This window comes from Streptomyces sp. NPDC002156, assembly GCF_053593675.1.
Map to the genome: position 1 here is coordinate 16,475 of NZ_JBSFDA010000109.1, position 16,888 is coordinate 33,362.

Sequence of the window (16,888 nt, forward strand, 5' to 3'; positions counted from 1 at the left end):
TCACAGCACCGATGTGATCGCCTGCCGGAAGCCGGTCGGATCCTCGACCCAGGGGAGATGCCCGGCCTCCGGCAGGATCACCCGCGTGACGTTCGGCAGGGCCCGCTCCAGTGAGTCGACCGCGGAGCGGGGCCGGATGTCCCGGGCGCCGTCGACGATCAGCGTGGGCACGTCCAAGGCCCGGCAGGAGGTGTGCAGTTCGGACGTACCCCAGGTCTGCTTGGTCTCGGTGCCCAGGGCCTTGTTGCACTCGAAGTTGATCTCGAACCAGGGGTCGGCCATGCGCCGGGCGTGCTCCAGCGCCCGCTCCCGGTCCTCGAACTCCACGGACCACTGCAGAACCGCCCGTTCACGGTTCCCGTTCGTCAACTCCCGCCACCGGGCGAGCCGTTCGGGCACCTCACCGAGCCTGGCGAGGAAGTTCTCCTCGAACGGGCCACGCCATGCGGCCACCGGGTCGATGCCGGTGCCGGCCACGTACACGAGCACGGCGACGCGCTTCGGGTGAGCCAGCGCGTAGGACAGGGCCAGCTGCGCGCCCCAGGAGTGGCCGAGCAGCGTCATCCGTTCCAGGCCGAAGTGGGCCCGTACGGCGTCGAGATCGGCAACGGCCCGCTCGGTTGTCCAGGGGCCGTCGGAGGGGTCCGAGCGGCCACAGCCGCGCTGATCCCAGCGGATCACCGAGGCCAGGTCGCCGAGGAGTTCGGTGACGTCCTCGAACATGTCCCACAGGCCGGGCCCGCCGTGGCACAGCACCAGCGGCTCCGCGCCGCGCCCCGAACGACGGGCCCACAGCCCGGTCCCGTCACTGGTCAGCACACTCTCCGTCCAGGTCATGGGCCGAAGTCTGCCCGGCCCACGACCTGTTGTGCGAGGGAGATTCAGCTCATGTGCGGGTACGTGTAGTCGGTCGGGGCGACCAGGGTCTCCTTGATGGCGCGGGTCAGGGTCCAGCGCATCAGGTTCTGGGGGGCGCCCGCCTTGTCGTTCGTGCCGGAGGCTCGGCCGCCGCCGAAGGGCTGCTGGCCGACGACCGCGCCCGTCGACTTGTCGTTGATGTAGAAGTTGCCGGCCGCGTAGCGCAGCTTCTCCATCGTGTACGCGGCTGCCGCGCGGTCACCGGAGACGACCGAGCCGGTCAGCGCGTAGTCGGACACGGACTCCATCTGGGCCAGCATCTCGTCGTACGCCCCGTCCTCGTAGACGTGCACGGCGAGGAACGGGCCGAAGTACTCCGTCGTGAAGACCTCGTTGGCCGGGTCCGTGCACTCCACGACCGTCGGGCGGACGAACCAGCCGACCGAGTCGTCGTACGAGCCGCCCGCCACGATCGTGCACGTCGGGTCGGCCTTCGCTCGGTCGATGGCGGCCTTGTTCTTGGCGAAGGCGCGCTCGTCGATGACGGCGCCGATGAAGTTGGACAGGTCGGTGACGTCACCCATGGTCAAGTAGTCGACCTCGGCAGCGAATTCCTCACGGAAGCCGTCGTTCCAGATCGACGCGGGGATGTAGGCGCGGGAGGTCGCGCTGCACTTCTGGCCCTGGTACTCGAAGGCGCCCCGGGTGAGGGCCGTCTTCAGGACCGCCCGGTCGGCGCTCGGGTGGGCGACGACGAAGTCCTTGCCGCCGGTCTCGCCGACGAGCCGCGGGTACGAGCGGTACTTCTCGATGTTCGTGCCGATCGTCTTCCACAGGTACTGGAAGGTCTTGGTCGAACCCGTGAAGTGGATGCCGGCCAGGTCGCGGTGCTCCAGGGCCACCTTGGAGACCTCGATGCCATCGCCGGTGACGAGGTTGATGACGCCCTTGGGGAGTCCGGCTTCCTCCAGCAGCTGCATGAGGAGTACGGCGGCGTGGGTCTGGGTCGGGGACGGCTTCCAGACGACCACGTTGCCCATCAGTGCGGGGGCGGTGGGCAGGTTGCCCGCGATCGCCGTGAAGTTGAAGGGGGTGATCGCGTAGACGAAGCCTTCGAGGGGGCGGTGGTCGAGGCGGTTCCAGACGCCCGGGGAGTTGGCGGGCGGCTGCTCGGCGAGCAGGTCGCGGGCGTACTTGACGTTGAAGCGCCAGAAGTCGATCAGCTCGCAGGGACAGTCGATCTCGGCCTGCTGGGCGGTCTTCGACTGGCCGAGCATGGTGGAGGCGGCGAGGGTCTCGCGCCAGGGTCCTGCCAGGAGTTCGGCGGCGCGCAGGATGATCGCGGCGCGGTCGTCGAACGCCATCGCGCGCCAGGCGGGAGCGGCGGCGAGGGCCGCGTCGATCGCGTCCTGGGCGTCCTGCTGGGTGGCGTTGGCGTAGGTACCGAGGCGGGCCTTGTGGTTGTGCGGCTGCACGACGTCGACCCGCTCGCCGCCGCCCATGCGCCGCTCGCCGCCGATGGTCATCGGCAGGTCGACGGGGTTCTCGGCCAGCTCCTTCAGCTTGGCTTCGAGCCGCGCGCGCTCGGGCGAACCGGGGGCGTAGCCGTGCACCGGCTCGTTGACGGGGGTGGGGACCTGGGTGACGGCGTCCATGGTGTCCGAATCTCCTTGCGGGGCGAGTGAGCGGGTGTTGTCGGGGGCCAAATCCCTTGGCCTCAGCCCTTGGTGAGGATCGAGCGGCCGAAGAAGAGCAGGTTGGCGGGGCGTTCCGCGAGCCGCCGCATGAAGTAGCCGTACCAGTCCGTGCCGTAGGCGGTGTAGACGCGCATCCGGTGGCCCTCTGCGGCGAGGCGCAGATGCTCGTCGCTCCTGATCCCGTACAGCATCTGGAACTCGTACTCGTCGGGCTTGCGGCTGGCGCGGCGGGCGAGTTCCTGGGCGATGGAGATGAGGCGCGGGTCGTGGGACCCGATCATCGGGTACCCGGTGCCCTCCATCAGGATGCGGAGGATCCGGACGTACGCCTTGTCGGTCTCGGACTTCTGCTGGTAGGCGACCTCGGCGGGCTCCTTGTACGCGCCCTTCACGAGCCGTACGCGGCTGCCGCTGTCGGCGAGACGGCGGGCGTCGGCCTCGGTGCGGTACAGGTAGGCCTGGATGACGCAGCCGGTCTGCGGGAAGTCCTTCCGGAGTTCGTCGTGGATGGCGAACATCGAGTCCAGGGTCGTGTGGTCCTCCGCGTCCAGGGTGACCGTCGTACCGATCGCGGCTGCCGCCTCGACGACGGGCCGGATGTTGGCGAGGGCCAACTCGTGGCCACCCTCCAGCGCCTGGCCGAACAGCGACAGCTTCACGGACATCTCGGCGCGGGTGCCGAGGTCCAGTTCGCCGAGCCGCTCGATCAGCTCCAGGTAGGCGTCCCGGGCGGCGGCGGCCTGCTCGGGGGTGGTGATGTCCTCGCCGACCACGTCCAGGGTGACTTCCAGGCCTCGGTCGGTGAGGTCCTGGACGATCGGGACGACGTCGTCGACCGTCTCGCCGGGGATGAAGCGGTCGACGACCGGCCTGGTCACCGGGGCGGCCGAGATCACTCGGCGCAGCCGGTCGCTGCGCGAGGCGGCGAGAATCACGGGACCCAGCACGGGGCACCTCCACAAAAGGCCGGTAAACGGAGAACCACCGTGAAACCTAAGGATCCCTCCGATCGTGAGCCATCGACAGCTGTCACGCATCCGTGCCGCAGATCTCAGACAGATGTATGAAGGTGGCCGGGGAGGAGGGGAGAATGGGTGGGTGACTGCCGACGCCGCATCCTCCCCCCACGCCGGTGACTACCAGGACCTGGTCGACGAGATCTCGGAGCTGCTCGGGGCGCCCGCGACCCTGGAGAACCGGGACTTCGAGCTGATCGCGTTCGGCGTGTACGACAGTGAGGGTGAGCTGGACGAGTCGGCGCTGGACCCCGTGCGTACGCGCTCGATCCTGACCCGGCGCTCGACGACGGTGGTCCGGGAGTGGTTCGAGGGCTTCGGGATCACCCGGGCGACGGGGCCGGTGCGCATCCCGCCCACCCCGGAGGCGGGGGTCTACCGGGGCCGGATCTGTCTCCCGGTACGCCATCGGGGTGTCGTCCTCGGCTATGTCTGGCTGCTGGACGACGACCCTGGCCCGTCGGACGCCCAGCTGGCCACGGCCATGGAGGTGACGGCACGGATCGGCGCGCTGCTGGCGGACGAGGCGCAGCACGGCGCGGATCTGACCCGGGAGCTGCGGGCCGTCCTCACGGCGGAGCGCGACTGGCAGCGGGACACGGCGATCGCGGAACTCCGTACGGCGCTCGGGCCCCGGGCCGACGCGCCCCACACGCTGATCTGCGTGGCGCCCTGGCCGTCGTCCGACGCGCCCTCCGTGCGTACGGTGCAGGGCGCGACGGCCCTGTGCACGATGCCGTGGGGGACGTCGGCCCAGTCCCTGGCGGTGCTGCTCAGGCTGCGCGCACCGGACACGCTGACGCCGGCGACGACAGCGGCGGGGCGGTTGCTGGAGCGGGCAGGTGAGCGGGGCGGGGCGGGTGTCGCCGGGGGGCGGGGCGGTCTGGCGGAGCTGGGGGCGGCCTGGCGGGAGGCGTCGGCGGCGGCGCGGGCGGTGGGCGCGGAACCCGGGCTCGGCCCGGTCGCGGAGTGGCGGACGATCGGCCCGTACCGCCTCCTGACAGCCCTCCCCTCGGACGCGACCCACGACCCGGCGGTCACCCCGCTGCTCTCCCCCGCCCATCGCGAACTGGCCCGCACGGCCGAGACGTACCTCGACTGCGCGGGCCAGGCGACGCGCACGGCGGCGGCCCTGGGAATCCACCGCCAGACCCTGTACTACCGCCTGTCCCGCGTGGAGCGACTGACGGGCCTGGATCTGGACGAGGGCGAGGACAGGCTGTTGCTGCACATGGCGCTGAAGGGGGCACGGCTGTGACAAGTCGCGGTTATTCAGAGTTGCGCTTTTCTCGATCCTCCAGGAAAAACTGAAGCTCGTCGAAAAGAACGGCAACCGCTTTATCACTTTCACCGCGCGAGGCCGCGTCCCAGAATTCTTCAGTCTCACCCGGGTAAGCAATTCTGACCACCACGACCTGCCACGCGAGACTGGCACCAAAACCGGACCTGGCGGCCAGCCACTCGCGAAACCCTTTGAGGAATCTCCATTCGGTCGCCGCATCCATGCCAGTCACGAATGCGGCGAACTCACCATATGTGTTCAGGCCGTACAGGCGCGGACGCCTACGCACGTCAGCAAGCCTGTCGCGGAGATCCATGTCGTCACTCGCTACCTGGGTGCTGGGCTGAAGATGAGGTATTCGCCGTACTCGAAATTCGCCTTAAATTGCTCAATCGGTTCACCCAATCTCCCCGTTGTCGCATCGAACACTCGACCGTCCTTGACGACTACATCGTGGTGACTCCACTTGCTGTCGATGCCACGATACTTACCAAGGTACGGTGCACCCAAACTGTCGGTGATCCGCATGATATCGCCACCGATGACCGACTGAATATGGTCGGCGACATCCTCACATCCACCTTTTCCGCAGACCTGCGAGGCGGGCTTCGGCGTCCAGGACTCACCCAGGTCCGGGCCGCAGGGACCGGAATTGTGAACCAGAACCGGTGTGCTACCCGCGCGTACATAGTACGTATGCAGATCGCCGACCGTGAGGTTGTGCACCTCCTGTTCTTGCACCGTCCAGGGCTTGACCGCCTCGACCTCGATCTGCGTGCCCTCACCGGTGCTGAGCCGCATGCCCGGCTTCAGGTCATCGGCGTCGATCCAGCGGTCCAGGGCGTCGTTCCAGAAAGGGTGTCCATCGGTCGCGGTGACCGAGGCGGTGCGGTCGCCCTTGTCGCCGTCCACGTCGACGGTGATCTTGACCAGATGCTTCTCGCCCTTGCCCGTGATCAGGTGAGTGACCGGCTTGGCCTCCGTGCGGCCGGTCTCCGGGTCCGTGGCCAGGACCAGGTCGCCGGTCTCCACGTCCTCGATGGGTTTCGCAGAGCCGTCGGCCATGACGACCTCGCTGCCGGGCACGAAGCTGTTCGTGGCGCACGTCACATTGTCGGAGGACTTGGCGGCCTTGGAGGTGTCCGCCGCCTCGTCGACCTTCCTGGCCGTCCCCTTCGCCGCCTGGGCCACGTCCTTGGCCTCGTCCACCTTCCCGGCGACCTTGGCGACGGCTGCCCCGCCCTTCGTGGCGGCCTGTCGTGCGAGGCCCACGCCACCGGGGACACCCGGTACGACGGCCAGGGCCACGTCGGTCACCACACCCGCCGCGTCCGCCGCGGCGGACCAGTAGTTGCCCTCCCTGACGTTGCTGACGAAGCTGGCCACCCCGAACCCGATACTCACGACCTCGATGGCCAGGTCGAGATAGGCACCCGAGTTGTCGGTGAACTTCAGTGGGTTGTTGATCCCGTACGCGTACGAGGAGAGGTTGGCCGGTGTGTACACGCCGCCGTTCGGTGCGCCTCCCAGGTAGTCGCCCAGTGCCGGGTCGGACGACTGCCACAGGCCCGACCGCGCGTCGTAGTAGCGGTCGCCGTGGTACGTGTAGCCCGTCTCCTTGTCCAGTTCCTTGCCCGAGAACTGGTACGGGTTGTCCGACCCCTTGTTCTCGTCGACCCAGACCTCCCCCGACGGGAAGTAGTCGAGGTGTTCCGCGACCCGGCCCTTCTCGTCCGTGCCGTACGCCGTCGAGCCCAAGTGGTCGCCGTGGTAGTAGAACTGGTCCTTCTCGTAGAAGACAGCCGGCTTTACCGTCTTCGTCGCGATGCGCGTCGTGCCCACGAACACGTGCTTGAACTCCTGCAGGCCCCGCGCCGAGTAGTTCTGGTTCGGGTAGAGGGTCGTCTGCGCGCCGTCCTTGACGACGCGCTCGCCGTCCGCGTCGTAGAGGAAGCGGACGTTCGGTGACTTGCCCGGCTTGTCGCAGGACGACGGGTCCTGGTCGACCGTCTCGTACTTCCACAGGTCGTGGACGCACGCCAGCCGGTTCGCCTCGTCCCAGACCTGCTGGCGGCGCGGGTGGCCGAAGCTGTCGGACCGGTTGTCGACCTGGTTGCCGTTGGCGTCGTACGACAGGGACTCCGAGCCCACCTGTGAGGGGGCGTGCGGGCTCTCCTTGTACGCGTAGCCGTTGGTGTAGGTCGTGGCCTTCTGTACGTGCTCGTAGCCTTCGTCGACGTCGCCGAGCACGATCGCGTGGCGCTGGGCCTTGCCGGTGATGTTGTGGATCGTGTCGTACGTGGTCGACAGCGAGTACGTGTCGGTCTTCTTCTTGGCGAAGGCGTACGAGCCGGTCGCCTTCGTCAGGCGGTACAGGTTGTCGTACTCGTACGTCTGGACCGTAGGACCGCCCGGCTCCGAGCCGCTCGTGACGGGTTCGGTCTCGTTCTCCTGGCGGGTGAGGTTGCCCACCGCGTCGTACGTGTAGCTCAGGTTCTGGAAGGAATCGCCCTTCGGCAGCGTCGAGTCGAGCGTCGCCAGCCGGCGGTCCTCCGCGTCGTACGTGTACGTGGTCGAGGTGCCGTTGCCCAGCTCGATCCGGGTCCGCTGGCCGAACTTGTCGTAGTCCAGGGACTTCAGGTAGTCGTAGGTGTAGTGCTTCTTCTTGCCCTCGGCGGCCGTGACCTGGCCGCCGCTGTCGTAGGTGTACTCCAGCTCCTCGCCGTCGGGGTACGTCATCGACAGGACCCGGCCGAAGCTGTCATAGCGGTAGCCGGTCGTGAAGACGCTGGTCGAGTGGAGGGGGCCCGGCAGGGTGCGGGTCTCCTCGACGACCTCGCCGAGGGGGCCGTACTCCCGCTTCACCACTCCGGCGGCGTCCTCGATCTTCGTCACCCGGCCGGCGGCGTTGTGCTTGGCGCCCGGATCGCCGTACGTGTAGCGGACGTTGTTGTCCTTGAAGACCGGGTACTTGATCTCTTCCAGCCGGTTGACGTCGTACTTGTACTCGATCGCCTTGTGCTTCTTGGCCAGGTTCGCCGTGATCGTACGGATCACGTTGCCCGCCGGGTCGTAGACCGTCGTCGTGCGGCCCGAGTCCGGGGAGTCGACAGCCGTGCGGCGGCCGAAGTCGTCGTACTCGCTCTTCGTGGTGTTGTGCTTGTTGTCCTTGACCTTGGTCAACTGGCCCAGGGCGTCGTACTCGTAGGACGTCCAGATCGGCGCGTCGTCCGTCTTCGCACCCGGTTCGCGTACGGCGGTCTTCTGCTGTCGTACGTCGGCGTAGGCGCGGGTCCGGTTCTCCTTCGCGTCGGTCGCCACCGTCTCGAACCGCGTCTCGCCGGTCCGGTCCGTGCCGAAGCCGTACTCCAGGGTCGAGACCGTCTCGTCCGGCAGCTCGGTGCGCAGCGGGCGGTCCATGACGTCGTAGGTGACCGTGGTCGGGCGGACCGTGTCGACGTCCGGGTCGTAGACGGTGTTCGCGTCGCCCTTCGGCTCGGTGACCGGGTAGTACTGCCTCACCGCCCGGCCCAGCTCGTCGTACACCGTGCGGCCGGAGACCGTCATCACGTCCTGGCCGGCGACCTCCGCGTCCTTCTTCGTCTGGACGACGCGGCCGAGGCCGTCGACGAAGGTGACGGTGTCGATCGTGTCGTCCTTCACCTTGCCGTGCGAGTCACGGTCCAGGTGCCGGGTGACGGCGTAGGGGACGGTCGCCTCGGGGCGGTACTCGAAGGCGATGGTCGGGATGTCCGCCTTGTGGTCGTGCGGGCCGGTCACCGACGTCGCCCGGCCCACCTGGTCGTAAGTGGTGCCGACCTTCTGGTCGTTGATGTCCACGGACTCGGTCGGCAGCCCGAACCTCAGGTCGTACGAGCCCGTCGAGCGGTAGCCGAAGCTGTCCTTCGTCGACGTCACGTACGTGCCCGTCGGGCCGTCGTACTCGTACTCCAGCCGGTAGCGCTGACCCTTGTGGTTCTCCGGCTCCCGTACGGACTTCAGGGTGCCCGTGTCGTAGTACTCCAGGTCGGTGACCGCGTCCTTGCCGGAGTACTCCAGGTCGGTGTCGGCCTCCTTGGCGTGGATCTGGTGAGCCGTGTGGCGGGTGATGTCGCCCGTCGCGCAGTCCACCTTCGACTCGCGCGAGCGCATCTCCTCCCCGCCGCCGTACACCTCCACCGCTCGCGCGATGCCGACGATGTACGTGTCGGCGCACTCGGTGTACCGGGTTCTCGTCTCCACGTCGTCGGCGGCGCCCGGTTCGCCGTAGTCGACCGTGCGGGTCACATTGCCCAGATCGTCGTACGACAGCACGCTCGCCGTGCTCTTGCCGGGCTCGGCCTCGCCCTCGTACCAGCGGGACTCGGTCTTCACCAGCTGCGGGAAGAGCGTGGCGCCGGTGGAGCCGCCGTCGGCGGGCTCGCCGGTGGCGACGTCGCGCAGGGCGTAGGTGTTCAGGGTCTCGGTGAACAGGGCGCCGGTGCTGTCCGCCACCGTCTGGCGTTTGACCAGGCCGCGCGTGTAGTGGCTGCCGGTGTCGTACTCCGTGGCGGAGGCGCGCTGTCCGTCCTGGGTGGTGGTGACGGCGCTGTAGCCGCGGAACTCGCGCTCCAGACGGTCGAACTCGCCGCCCTGGTAGGTGAAGGCGAGCGACTGGGTGTCGGCGCCGTCGCCGGGCAGGTTGTCGTGGACCTTCGCGCCGCTCAGCAGCCAGCGGGTGCCGGGCTGGTCGTAGGTGTTGCCGTCGCGCGTGTAGTCGAGGTCGATGCGCGAACCCAGCGGCCGGGACACCGACTTGAGGAGGTTGGTGCGGCCGGTGCGGTTGGCGGCGACGGTCAGCTCGCTGTCCTTGGTGGAGGCGAGGTGGTCGGCGAGCCCGTCGCCGTCGATGTCGCGCAGCATCTGCTCGGCGCGCGAGGCACCGGTGGAGACGTTCGCGCCCGGGTTGATGATGATGCAGCCGGTGATGATCAGCGGGCAGAACGCGACGGTGAAGTAGGCGCCGCCGCCGAGCCTGGCGTTGGAGTCCTCGTTGATCCCGTTCAGGCTGCCGTTGAAGGGCACCGGGTCGGCGAAGCCGGAGCCGGTGTTGAGCGCGACCCGGATCGGGTTGCCGGTGAGGACCCGGTCGGCGAGCCCGTCGCCGTTGACGTCGGCCAGGGAGTTCTTGGTGGACGACGAGGTCTGGTCGAAGGAGGCGCCGCCGCCGAAGGCGTAGAAGTCGGTGTTGAAGCCGATGTTGAGGCCCGAGCTTGAGCTGGTGCCTTCGTTGATCCTTCCGCCGGGCCAGGGTTCGGCGGCGGCGAAGCGGTAACCGAGGTTGAGAGCGGCGCGGCCGTCCTCGTACACCCGGTCGGGCAGGCCGTCGCCGTTGATGTCCAGCAGGTCGAAGCGGCCGTCGGACTTTCCGGTGCCGAGGTTGCCGCCGACGCCCAGCGGGGGCATGTCGTTGCCGGACGTCGCGGTGTTGGCGGTGCCGTTGGCCGGCGGGGCGGCATGGCCCCGGCCGGTGGTGATGGTGCGGGCGGCGCTGCCCGCGCTGGCGTTGCCGGTGACGTTCTCCGACTCGCGCACCGATCCGCCGGGCACACCGCCCTTGGTCGCGCCGAGCACGCCGGTCGGGTCGGTGTACTGCACCCCGGCCGCGCCGACGACGTCGGGATAGCCGTCGCCGTTCATGTCGAGGTAGTCGAGGACACCCTTGGAGGTGCCCCGGGCGACGCTGCCGCCGACGCTGCCCACCGGGCCGCCGATCGACCCGGTCAGCGAGATCTGCCGCGACTCCGAGATACGGGGCACGCCCTGCACGGAGACCAGGGCCTCCGCGGTGGGCAGGCCGATGGTCTGGCCGCCGTAGCGCGAGCCGGCGACCTGGCCGGCGGCCACCCAGACGTCGCCCGAGGACCAGCGGCCCCGCGCCGGCTCGGGGGTGAACGGCACGACGTCCGGCGGGGTGACCCGCGGGTCCTGCTCGAACTCCTCCAGGTCCCGCTCCGGGTCCACGTCCTCGGGCAGCTTCGAGGGGATGGACTCGCCGGTCAGGTCGGCCTGCCTGACGGGCTGTTCGGCGCGGTCGCCGTTGCCGTTGTAGCCGACGGCGGACCAGCCCCGGTACGGGCGCCCGAAGACGCCCTCGACGGCACGGGTGTGCACGGTGGCGGCGACCGGGTTGTCCGTGTCGCCGTTCACGGTCACCTGCGCCCCGGTGACGCCGGAGCCGGTGACATCGAAGTACAGCTCGTCGCCCGCGTCGGCGTCGACCTGGAACGACGGCTCCTCGGCGCCGAGTTCCACGGTCCGCTTCGCGAGCAGCGCACCGCGCTTCTTGACGGTGAGGACGGCCGTACCGGACTCGCCCTCGACGCGCGGAGCGACCGTCAGCGTGCCGCCGGGGGCGGTGTACGGGCGCTGGACGGCTCCGCCGGTCGTGTAGGTGTCGATGTCGTACGGCGGGTTGAACCGGGTGTCGCCCTCGACGTCCTCGGCCTGGGTGTACTCGCCCTGGGGCGCCCATTCCAGCTTGCTCACGTCGACCGGCGAGTCCGTCTTGATCCGCCAGGACAGCTTCTGCCCCTTGGTCACGGTGATCGACGTGTCGACGGGGAAGGTGCCGGTGTCGGCGGCGTCGATGGTCCGCTCGACCACCGGATCGCCGTCCCGGGTGATCAGGACGGTGACGTCGTCGGTGAGCGCCGCCGTCTTCCGCACGTCACCGGTCACCCGCAGGGTGCCGTCGACCGGCGCGTCGACACTGCCCGCGCGCCCGGCGAGGGTGAAGTCCCGGGACGCGGTGTAGGAGTGCAGGGGCAGCCCGTTGGCGTCGGCCGCCTCGAAGCCGGTGTACGTGACCGCCGGGTCCCACGCGACCTGGTCGGCGGCGCCGTCGAAGACCGAACCGACCCGGAAGTACAGCTGGTCGCCCCGCTTCACCTCGATGGCGTCGACGCCCTCGGGGGTGCGCTCCGTGCGGTCGCCCTCGGTGATACGGGCCGACCACAGCTCACGGTCCTCGTGCTGGACGGCGATCCGCACACCGTCGGGGTCGGCGAACTCGGGCAGCGCACCGGCGACCTCCTCCAGGGCCACGGTGCCGGTGACGGCCACGGTCCCGTCGTACGGCGCCGTCCATCTGCGGACCGAGTCCACCAGCGGGAACGAGGCGATCCGGCGCTCCCGCTCGGCCGCCAGGTCGGGCAGCACGCCGCCCGCGTCGACCGGCCCGGTGCCGATCGGCACGGGGGTGTCGGCGGCCGACCCGTAGGTCACCTCGCCGTCGGAGCCGACCCGGCCGAACAGCACGGCGGAGCCGTTGACCAGGTCCACGACGCCGTCGGCGTTGACGTCGGCGAAGTAGCGCTGGGTGGTGGAGACGGTGCTGACGTAGTCGAGTTGCTGCGCACCCCCGAAGTAGCTCTCGACACCGGCGGTGCGGCTGCTCGCGGACTCACGGAACAGGCCCGGCAGGTTGTGCAGCGCGGTCGTGGCCTCGGCGAACCTCGGCTCACCGCCGGGGCGGGAGAGGTTCTTGCGGAAGACGAAACCGCCGCCCCGCTCGAAGACCTTGTCCGGCAGGTTGTCGCCGTCCACGTCGAGCAGCGCCAGCATGCCCTCGTCGGTGGACCGGTTGTAGCCCGCCTTGGCACCGACGGAACCGCTCTTCGAACGGCTCGCACCCACGCCGACGTACAGATGCCCGCCGGCGGCGGTGGAGGTGTTGCCGTTGAGCGCCCCGGCCTCACCGGAGCCCGAACGCACGCCGTTCACCCGGCCGTTGCGCACGTTGTCGTCCGGCGAGGACCAGTCGACCCGCGCGAACGCCTCGTAGGTGCCGTCGGCGTCGCGGATGTCGTCGAAGTAGGAGAACTCGTGCTCGGTGAAGACCTTCCCGTCGGCGTCGAGCTGCGCGACGGATTTCAGCAGCGTCTTGTGGAACGCGCCTTCCTGGTACGTCAGTTCATAGCCGCGCACTAACCGGTCCTCGAACCGCACCTCGACCCGGCGCAGCAGGTCCGCGGTCACCCGCTTGAAGCCGGCGCGCGCGTCGATGGACACGTCCGAGCGGCGCGGTTCGCCCAGTTCACGGTCGCGCACGAAGGTGACGGTGTAGGGGCCGTCGCTGTCCCCGAACCCCGTGTAGGCGATCTTCTTGACATACAGTTCGCGGCCGGTGACCGTGCCCCCTGCCACCCCCGCGTCCTCGACCAGCGCGTGGCTGTAGCGCACGGTGTTGCCGTGCGGGTCGCGCACCTCGCGCAGGGCCCAGGAGAAGATCCGGCCGTCGTCGTCCGCGAGCACGGCGCCCTCGCCGCCGTAGACATAGCGGACCCCGGACTTGTCGGTGACCTCCCAGCCGTACGTCCGCGGCGAGTCGCCGGTGCGGACGATCCGGGCGAAGCCGCCCTCGACCCGGGTGTGGAAGACCTTGTCGCCCTCGCTGCGGGGCCGCGGCTCGGACCGGTGCGCGACCGGGGTGAGCTGCTCGCCGCCGAGGACGTACGTCTCGGTCTCCCGGTCCGCGTCGTAGCGCGGCACGCCCCAGCGGGTGTCGACGGAGACCGCCGGCGAGGTCAGATCCCAGCCGGCGCCCAGCCAGCTGTCGGAACCGGCCGAGGAGTAGCCGATGGACAGCGAGGGCGCGAGCCCCTGCCGTCCGCCCGGCAGCTCCAGCGGGTACGAGAGCCGGGCCTCGCCCTGGTTGTTGGCGGCCGGCGCGGAGATCTGGTTGACGCCGGTGGCCGGGTCGGCGGCCTTGATGCCCTTGATCTGGTTCGGGTCGTGGCTGACCTGCTCGGGGCCCTCGGGCGCGGTGACGGTGGCGTTCACCATGTCGGTGAAGTGGTCGGTGCGCGAGACGACGACCTGCTTGTCCTCGTCGACCGCGATCCGCTCCAGCGCCTGCCAGCAGTCGGCCGCCTCGTCGAAGTAGAAGGTCTGTACGTCGTTCGGCGTGAGCCCGGCCGCCTTCACCGCCTCCGGGTCGTACGGCAGGGTCACCGTGAGGTCGGTCTCGAAGGTGTGCGGGGTCGGGGTGAACCGGTAACCGCGCGGCCCCTTGGTCATGTTGTCCATGCCGGAGCCGAGGCTCGGCATACTGCTCTCGGTCAGCGGCTGGACGCCGATCTCGGTCGGCCGGTCCACCGCCTCCGGCGCCAGCGCCGCCTCGGCACCGTCACGGGCGACGACCTTGGTGACCCCGGTGCCCGGGACGACCCACTCCGTGGTGACCGGCGCGGACTCGGCGGCGATCGGTCCCTTCTCCGCCGCCTCCGACCCCGGGACACAGCCGCCCACCGGCTGCGCGTCGGCGACGGGCACCGGGTCGTCGTCGGCCCGCCAGACGCTGCCGGACAGCAGCGAGACGAGCAGGGCGATGCCCAGCAGCAGCGGAATAAAGCGTCTGTGTCCCCACACCCGACCGGCCATGACCAGCCCCGACCCTTCGCAGCACCAGCGAACTCGGAAGTCGTTCCCACACACAACCCACACACAGGTCACACCTAGCGCACACAGATCCTGGTGGCTGGCATGCACGCGCCACCAGTAAAGAACCCGTCAACTCTGCTCGACGGAGGACGACGGCGGCCCGGGCGGGCAAGGAGGAAGAACCGGAGGTCACTTGAAAATCGAAGCTTCGGGAGGCCTCCGCCAGAGGTGGCGGAAAACGCACACGGGTCAGTTCCGGCCGCCGCCGGCGGCCTCGATCACCCGCCGCAGCCCCTCGGTGAGCTGATCCGCGTCCGGCGCGGTCGTCGGGTCGAAGACCCACTGGGTGATGAGCCCGGTCATCAGCGTGTTGTAGAACTTGCCGACGGAGTCGACGTCCTCTTCCGGGACGTCCTCCTCGCGGCCACCGAGGAACAGCGGGATGATCCCGCGCGCCGCCTCGCGCTGCGCCAGCGCCAAGTGGTCGCGGACCGCGGGCAGTTGATCTCCCATGGCCACGATCTCCACACTGAGGCGCCACAGCGAACCGGGCCCCTGCATCGTGCCGATGATGTTCGACCAGACCTCCTGGAACCGGTCGAGCGAGCCGGGCTCACTGCCTTCGACCGGCCCCACGGCAGGCGCGAAGTCGTCGGAGAGCCCCTCCACCAGGGAGACGTACGCCTCCGCGAGGAGCTTGTCCTTCGAGCCGTAGTGATAGCCGATGGACGCCAGGTTGGTCCCCGACTCCTTGACGATGTCGCGCGCGGTCGTGCGCACGAACCCCTTCTCCAGCAGGCAGCGCTTGGCGCCTTCGAGCAGATCCTCACGGTGTCCCATGCGGCCACCCTACCCGCGATCCATACAACCGTCCTAGACAACTGATTTATACGGTCGATTTATACGATCGTTCTAGACGAACGTTTAAAACGCCCGTACATTGCTCGTCATGACGAACGCAACCTGCACGACGACCTCCCCCGGCCCCCGCGCCGGTCGCCGCGAATGGACCGCGCTCGGCGTGCTGATGCTGCCGCTGCTGCTGGTCTCGATGGACGTCTCCGTCCTCTACTTCGCGGTCCCCGCGATCAGCGCGGACTTGGCCCCGACCGGCACCCAGCAACTCTGGATCTTCGACATCTACGCCTTCGTCCTGGCCGGCCTGCTGATGACGATGGGCTCCCTCGGCGACCGCGTCGGCTGCCGCAGGCTCCTCCTCATCGGCGCCGCCGCCTTCGGCGCGGGCTCGCTCCTCGCTGCCTACGCGAACAGCGCCGAGACCCTGATCGCGGCCCGCGCGGTCCTCGGCATCGGCGGCGCGACCCTGATGCCGTCGACGATGGCCCTGATCCGCACGATGTTCCGCGACCCCGGCCAGCGCGCCAAGGCGATCGGCATGTGGTCCGGCGTGATGACCGGCGGCGTCGCCCTCGGCTCGGTGATGAGCGGACTGCTCGTCGAGTACTTCTGGTGGGGCTCGGTCTTCCTGGTCAACCTGCCCGCGATGGCCCTGCTCCTGGTCCTGGGCCCGGCCCTGCTCCCCGAGTCGAAGTCCGCGAACCCCGGCCGCTTCGACCTGCTGAGCGTCCCCCTGTCGATGGCGGCGGTCCTCCCCGTGATCTACGGCCTCAAGGAGATCGCGGCGGAGGGCTGGCACACGCGGTACGTCATGTCGGTCACCGTCGGCCTGTTCTTCGCGTACCTCTTCGTCCAGCGCCAGCGCACGGCCGCCTCGCCGCTCATCTCCCCCGCGCTGTTCCGGGGGCGGGGCTTCGGCCCGGCCGTCTCCCTGAACCTGATCTCGGCGTTCGGGATGATGGGCTCGGCGTACTTCACCACGCAGTACCTCCAGTCGATGCTGGGCAAGAGCTCCTTGGAGGCCGCGCTGTGGAGCCTGCTGCCGACGGTCCTGGTCGGTATCGCGGCCCCCGTCGCCGCGGCCCTGGTCCAGCGGGGCGTACCGCGCGCCCATGTCGTCGCGGGCGGCTTCGTGACGGCGGCCTGCGGATACGGGCTGCTGGCCCTGGTGGGCACCGACTCCCTGTGGCTGGTCCTGGCCGGCGCGGGCGTCCTCGCGGCCGGCATCGTCACCGTGATGTCCCAGCTGATGGACCTGGGCCTGAGCACCGCCCCGGTCGACAAGGCGGGCGCCGCGGCTTCCCTGCTGGAGACGGGCGCGGAGTTCGGCGGCGCGCTGGGAATGGCCGTACTGGGCTCGATCGGTACGGCGGTCTACCGCCACGGAATCCCGGCCTCGGCGCCGGCCGAGGCCCACGAAACCCTGGGCGGCGCCCTGGCGGTGGCCCAGCAGCTCCCGGCGCGCACGGGAGACGCGCTGGTCACGGCGGCACGGGAGGCTTACGCGCAGGGGATGCAGGCGGCTGCGGTCGCGGGGGTGGTGGTGTTGCTGGGGGCGGCGGTGCTGGCGTTGAAGTTGAAAACGCCGGATGAGTGAGGGACCTCGGCTCGTCCCGCTTTTTCTCGCCCCCGCCGCCCCTACCCGTTCCCATCCTCGGGGGCTCCGCCCCCGAACCCCCGTATCGCGCTGAACGCGCTCGTCCTCAAACGCCGGACAGGCTGGATGGTGCCGGGCTGGGGTGGGCGGGCTGAAC

8 protein-coding genes are annotated in these 16,888 nt (G+C 69.5%); 2 read left to right on the forward strand and 6 right to left on the reverse strand.

Translation table 11 applies throughout. The features are described from left to right. The 3 genes from ACWCRB_RS33550 to ACWCRB_RS33560 all read right to left on the reverse strand — a co-directional run bounded on the left by ACWCRB_RS33550 (position 1) and on the right by ACWCRB_RS33560 (position 3,502). Complete coding sequence (locus tag ACWCRB_RS33550; protein WP_450999658.1) at positions 1–837, reverse strand: alpha/beta fold hydrolase; 837 nt, start codon at positions 835–837, stop codon at positions 1–3. Between the two features lie 44 nt (positions 838–881). Continuing rightward, positions 882–2,513: an L-glutamate gamma-semialdehyde dehydrogenase gene (gene pruA / locus ACWCRB_RS33555; protein WP_450999659.1), complete on the reverse strand. Its 1,632-nt coding sequence runs from the start codon at positions 2,511–2,513 to the stop codon at positions 882–884. Between the two features lie 62 nt (positions 2,514–2,575). Continuing rightward, on the reverse strand, positions 2,576–3,502 hold the full coding sequence (locus tag ACWCRB_RS33560) for a proline dehydrogenase family protein (RefSeq protein ID WP_450999660.1): 927 nt from the start codon (positions 3,500–3,502) through the stop codon (positions 2,576–2,578). A gap of 112 nt (positions 3,503–3,614) precedes the next feature. Between ACWCRB_RS33560 and ACWCRB_RS33565 the strand changes: the two genes are divergently transcribed. Further along, on the forward strand, positions 3,615–4,829 hold the full coding sequence (locus tag ACWCRB_RS33565) for a PucR family transcriptional regulator (RefSeq protein WP_450999665.1): 1,215 nt from the start codon (positions 3,615–3,617) through the stop codon (positions 4,827–4,829). A gap of 10 nt (positions 4,830–4,839) precedes the next feature. Here ACWCRB_RS33565 and ACWCRB_RS33570 read toward each other — a convergent pair whose 3' ends face one another. The 3 genes from ACWCRB_RS33570 to ACWCRB_RS33580 all read right to left on the reverse strand — a co-directional run bounded on the left by ACWCRB_RS33570 (position 4,840) and on the right by ACWCRB_RS33580 (position 15,116). Then, positions 4,840–5,169 (reverse strand): hypothetical protein, encoded by a 330-nt coding sequence (locus ACWCRB_RS33570; protein ID WP_450999661.1) that lies wholly within the window; start codon positions 5,167–5,169, stop codon positions 4,840–4,842. Positions 5,170–5,180: 11 nt separating this feature from the next. Beyond that, positions 5,181–14,276, reverse strand: coding sequence for a SpvB/TcaC N-terminal domain-containing protein (locus tag ACWCRB_RS33575; protein ID WP_450999662.1), 9,096 nt, complete (start codon positions 14,274–14,276; stop codon positions 5,181–5,183). Positions 14,277–14,525: 249 nt separating this feature from the next. Beyond that, positions 14,526–15,116 (reverse strand): TetR/AcrR family transcriptional regulator, encoded by a 591-nt coding sequence (locus ACWCRB_RS33580; RefSeq protein ID WP_450999663.1) that lies wholly within the window; start codon positions 15,114–15,116, stop codon positions 14,526–14,528. Between the two features lie 109 nt (positions 15,117–15,225). Between ACWCRB_RS33580 and ACWCRB_RS33585 the strand changes: the two genes are divergently transcribed. After that, positions 15,226–16,731: an MFS transporter gene (locus tag ACWCRB_RS33585; protein WP_450999664.1), complete on the forward strand. Its 1,506-nt coding sequence runs from the start codon at positions 15,226–15,228 to the stop codon at positions 16,729–16,731. The last annotated feature ends 157 nt before the right edge of the window (positions 16,732–16,888 follow it).

Bases quoted from the DNA above. Each gene is read 5' to 3' on its own strand.
- ACWCRB_RS33565 (WP_450999665.1), top strand. From the start codon at position 3,615: ATGTATGAAGGTGGCCGGGGAGGAGGGGAGAATGGGTGGGTGACTGCC.
- ACWCRB_RS33575 (WP_450999662.1), bottom strand. From the start codon at position 14,276: ATGGCCGGTCGGGTGTGGGGACACAGACGCTTTATTCCGCTGCTGCTG.
- ACWCRB_RS33580 (WP_450999663.1), bottom strand. From the start codon at position 15,116: ATGGGACACCGTGAGGATCTGCTCGAAGGCGCCAAGCGCTGCCTGCTG.
- ACWCRB_RS33570 (WP_450999661.1), bottom strand. From the start codon at position 5,169: ATGGATCTCCGCGACAGGCTTGCTGACGTGCGTAGGCGTCCGCGCCTG.
- ACWCRB_RS33550 (WP_450999658.1), bottom strand. From the start codon at position 837: ATGACCTGGACGGAGAGTGTGCTGACCAGTGACGGGACCGGGCTGTGG.
- pruA (WP_450999659.1), bottom strand. From the start codon at position 2,513: ATGGACGCCGTCACCCAGGTCCCCACCCCCGTCAACGAGCCGGTGCAC.
- ACWCRB_RS33585 (WP_450999664.1), top strand. From the start codon at position 15,226: ATGACGAACGCAACCTGCACGACGACCTCCCCCGGCCCCCGCGCCGGT.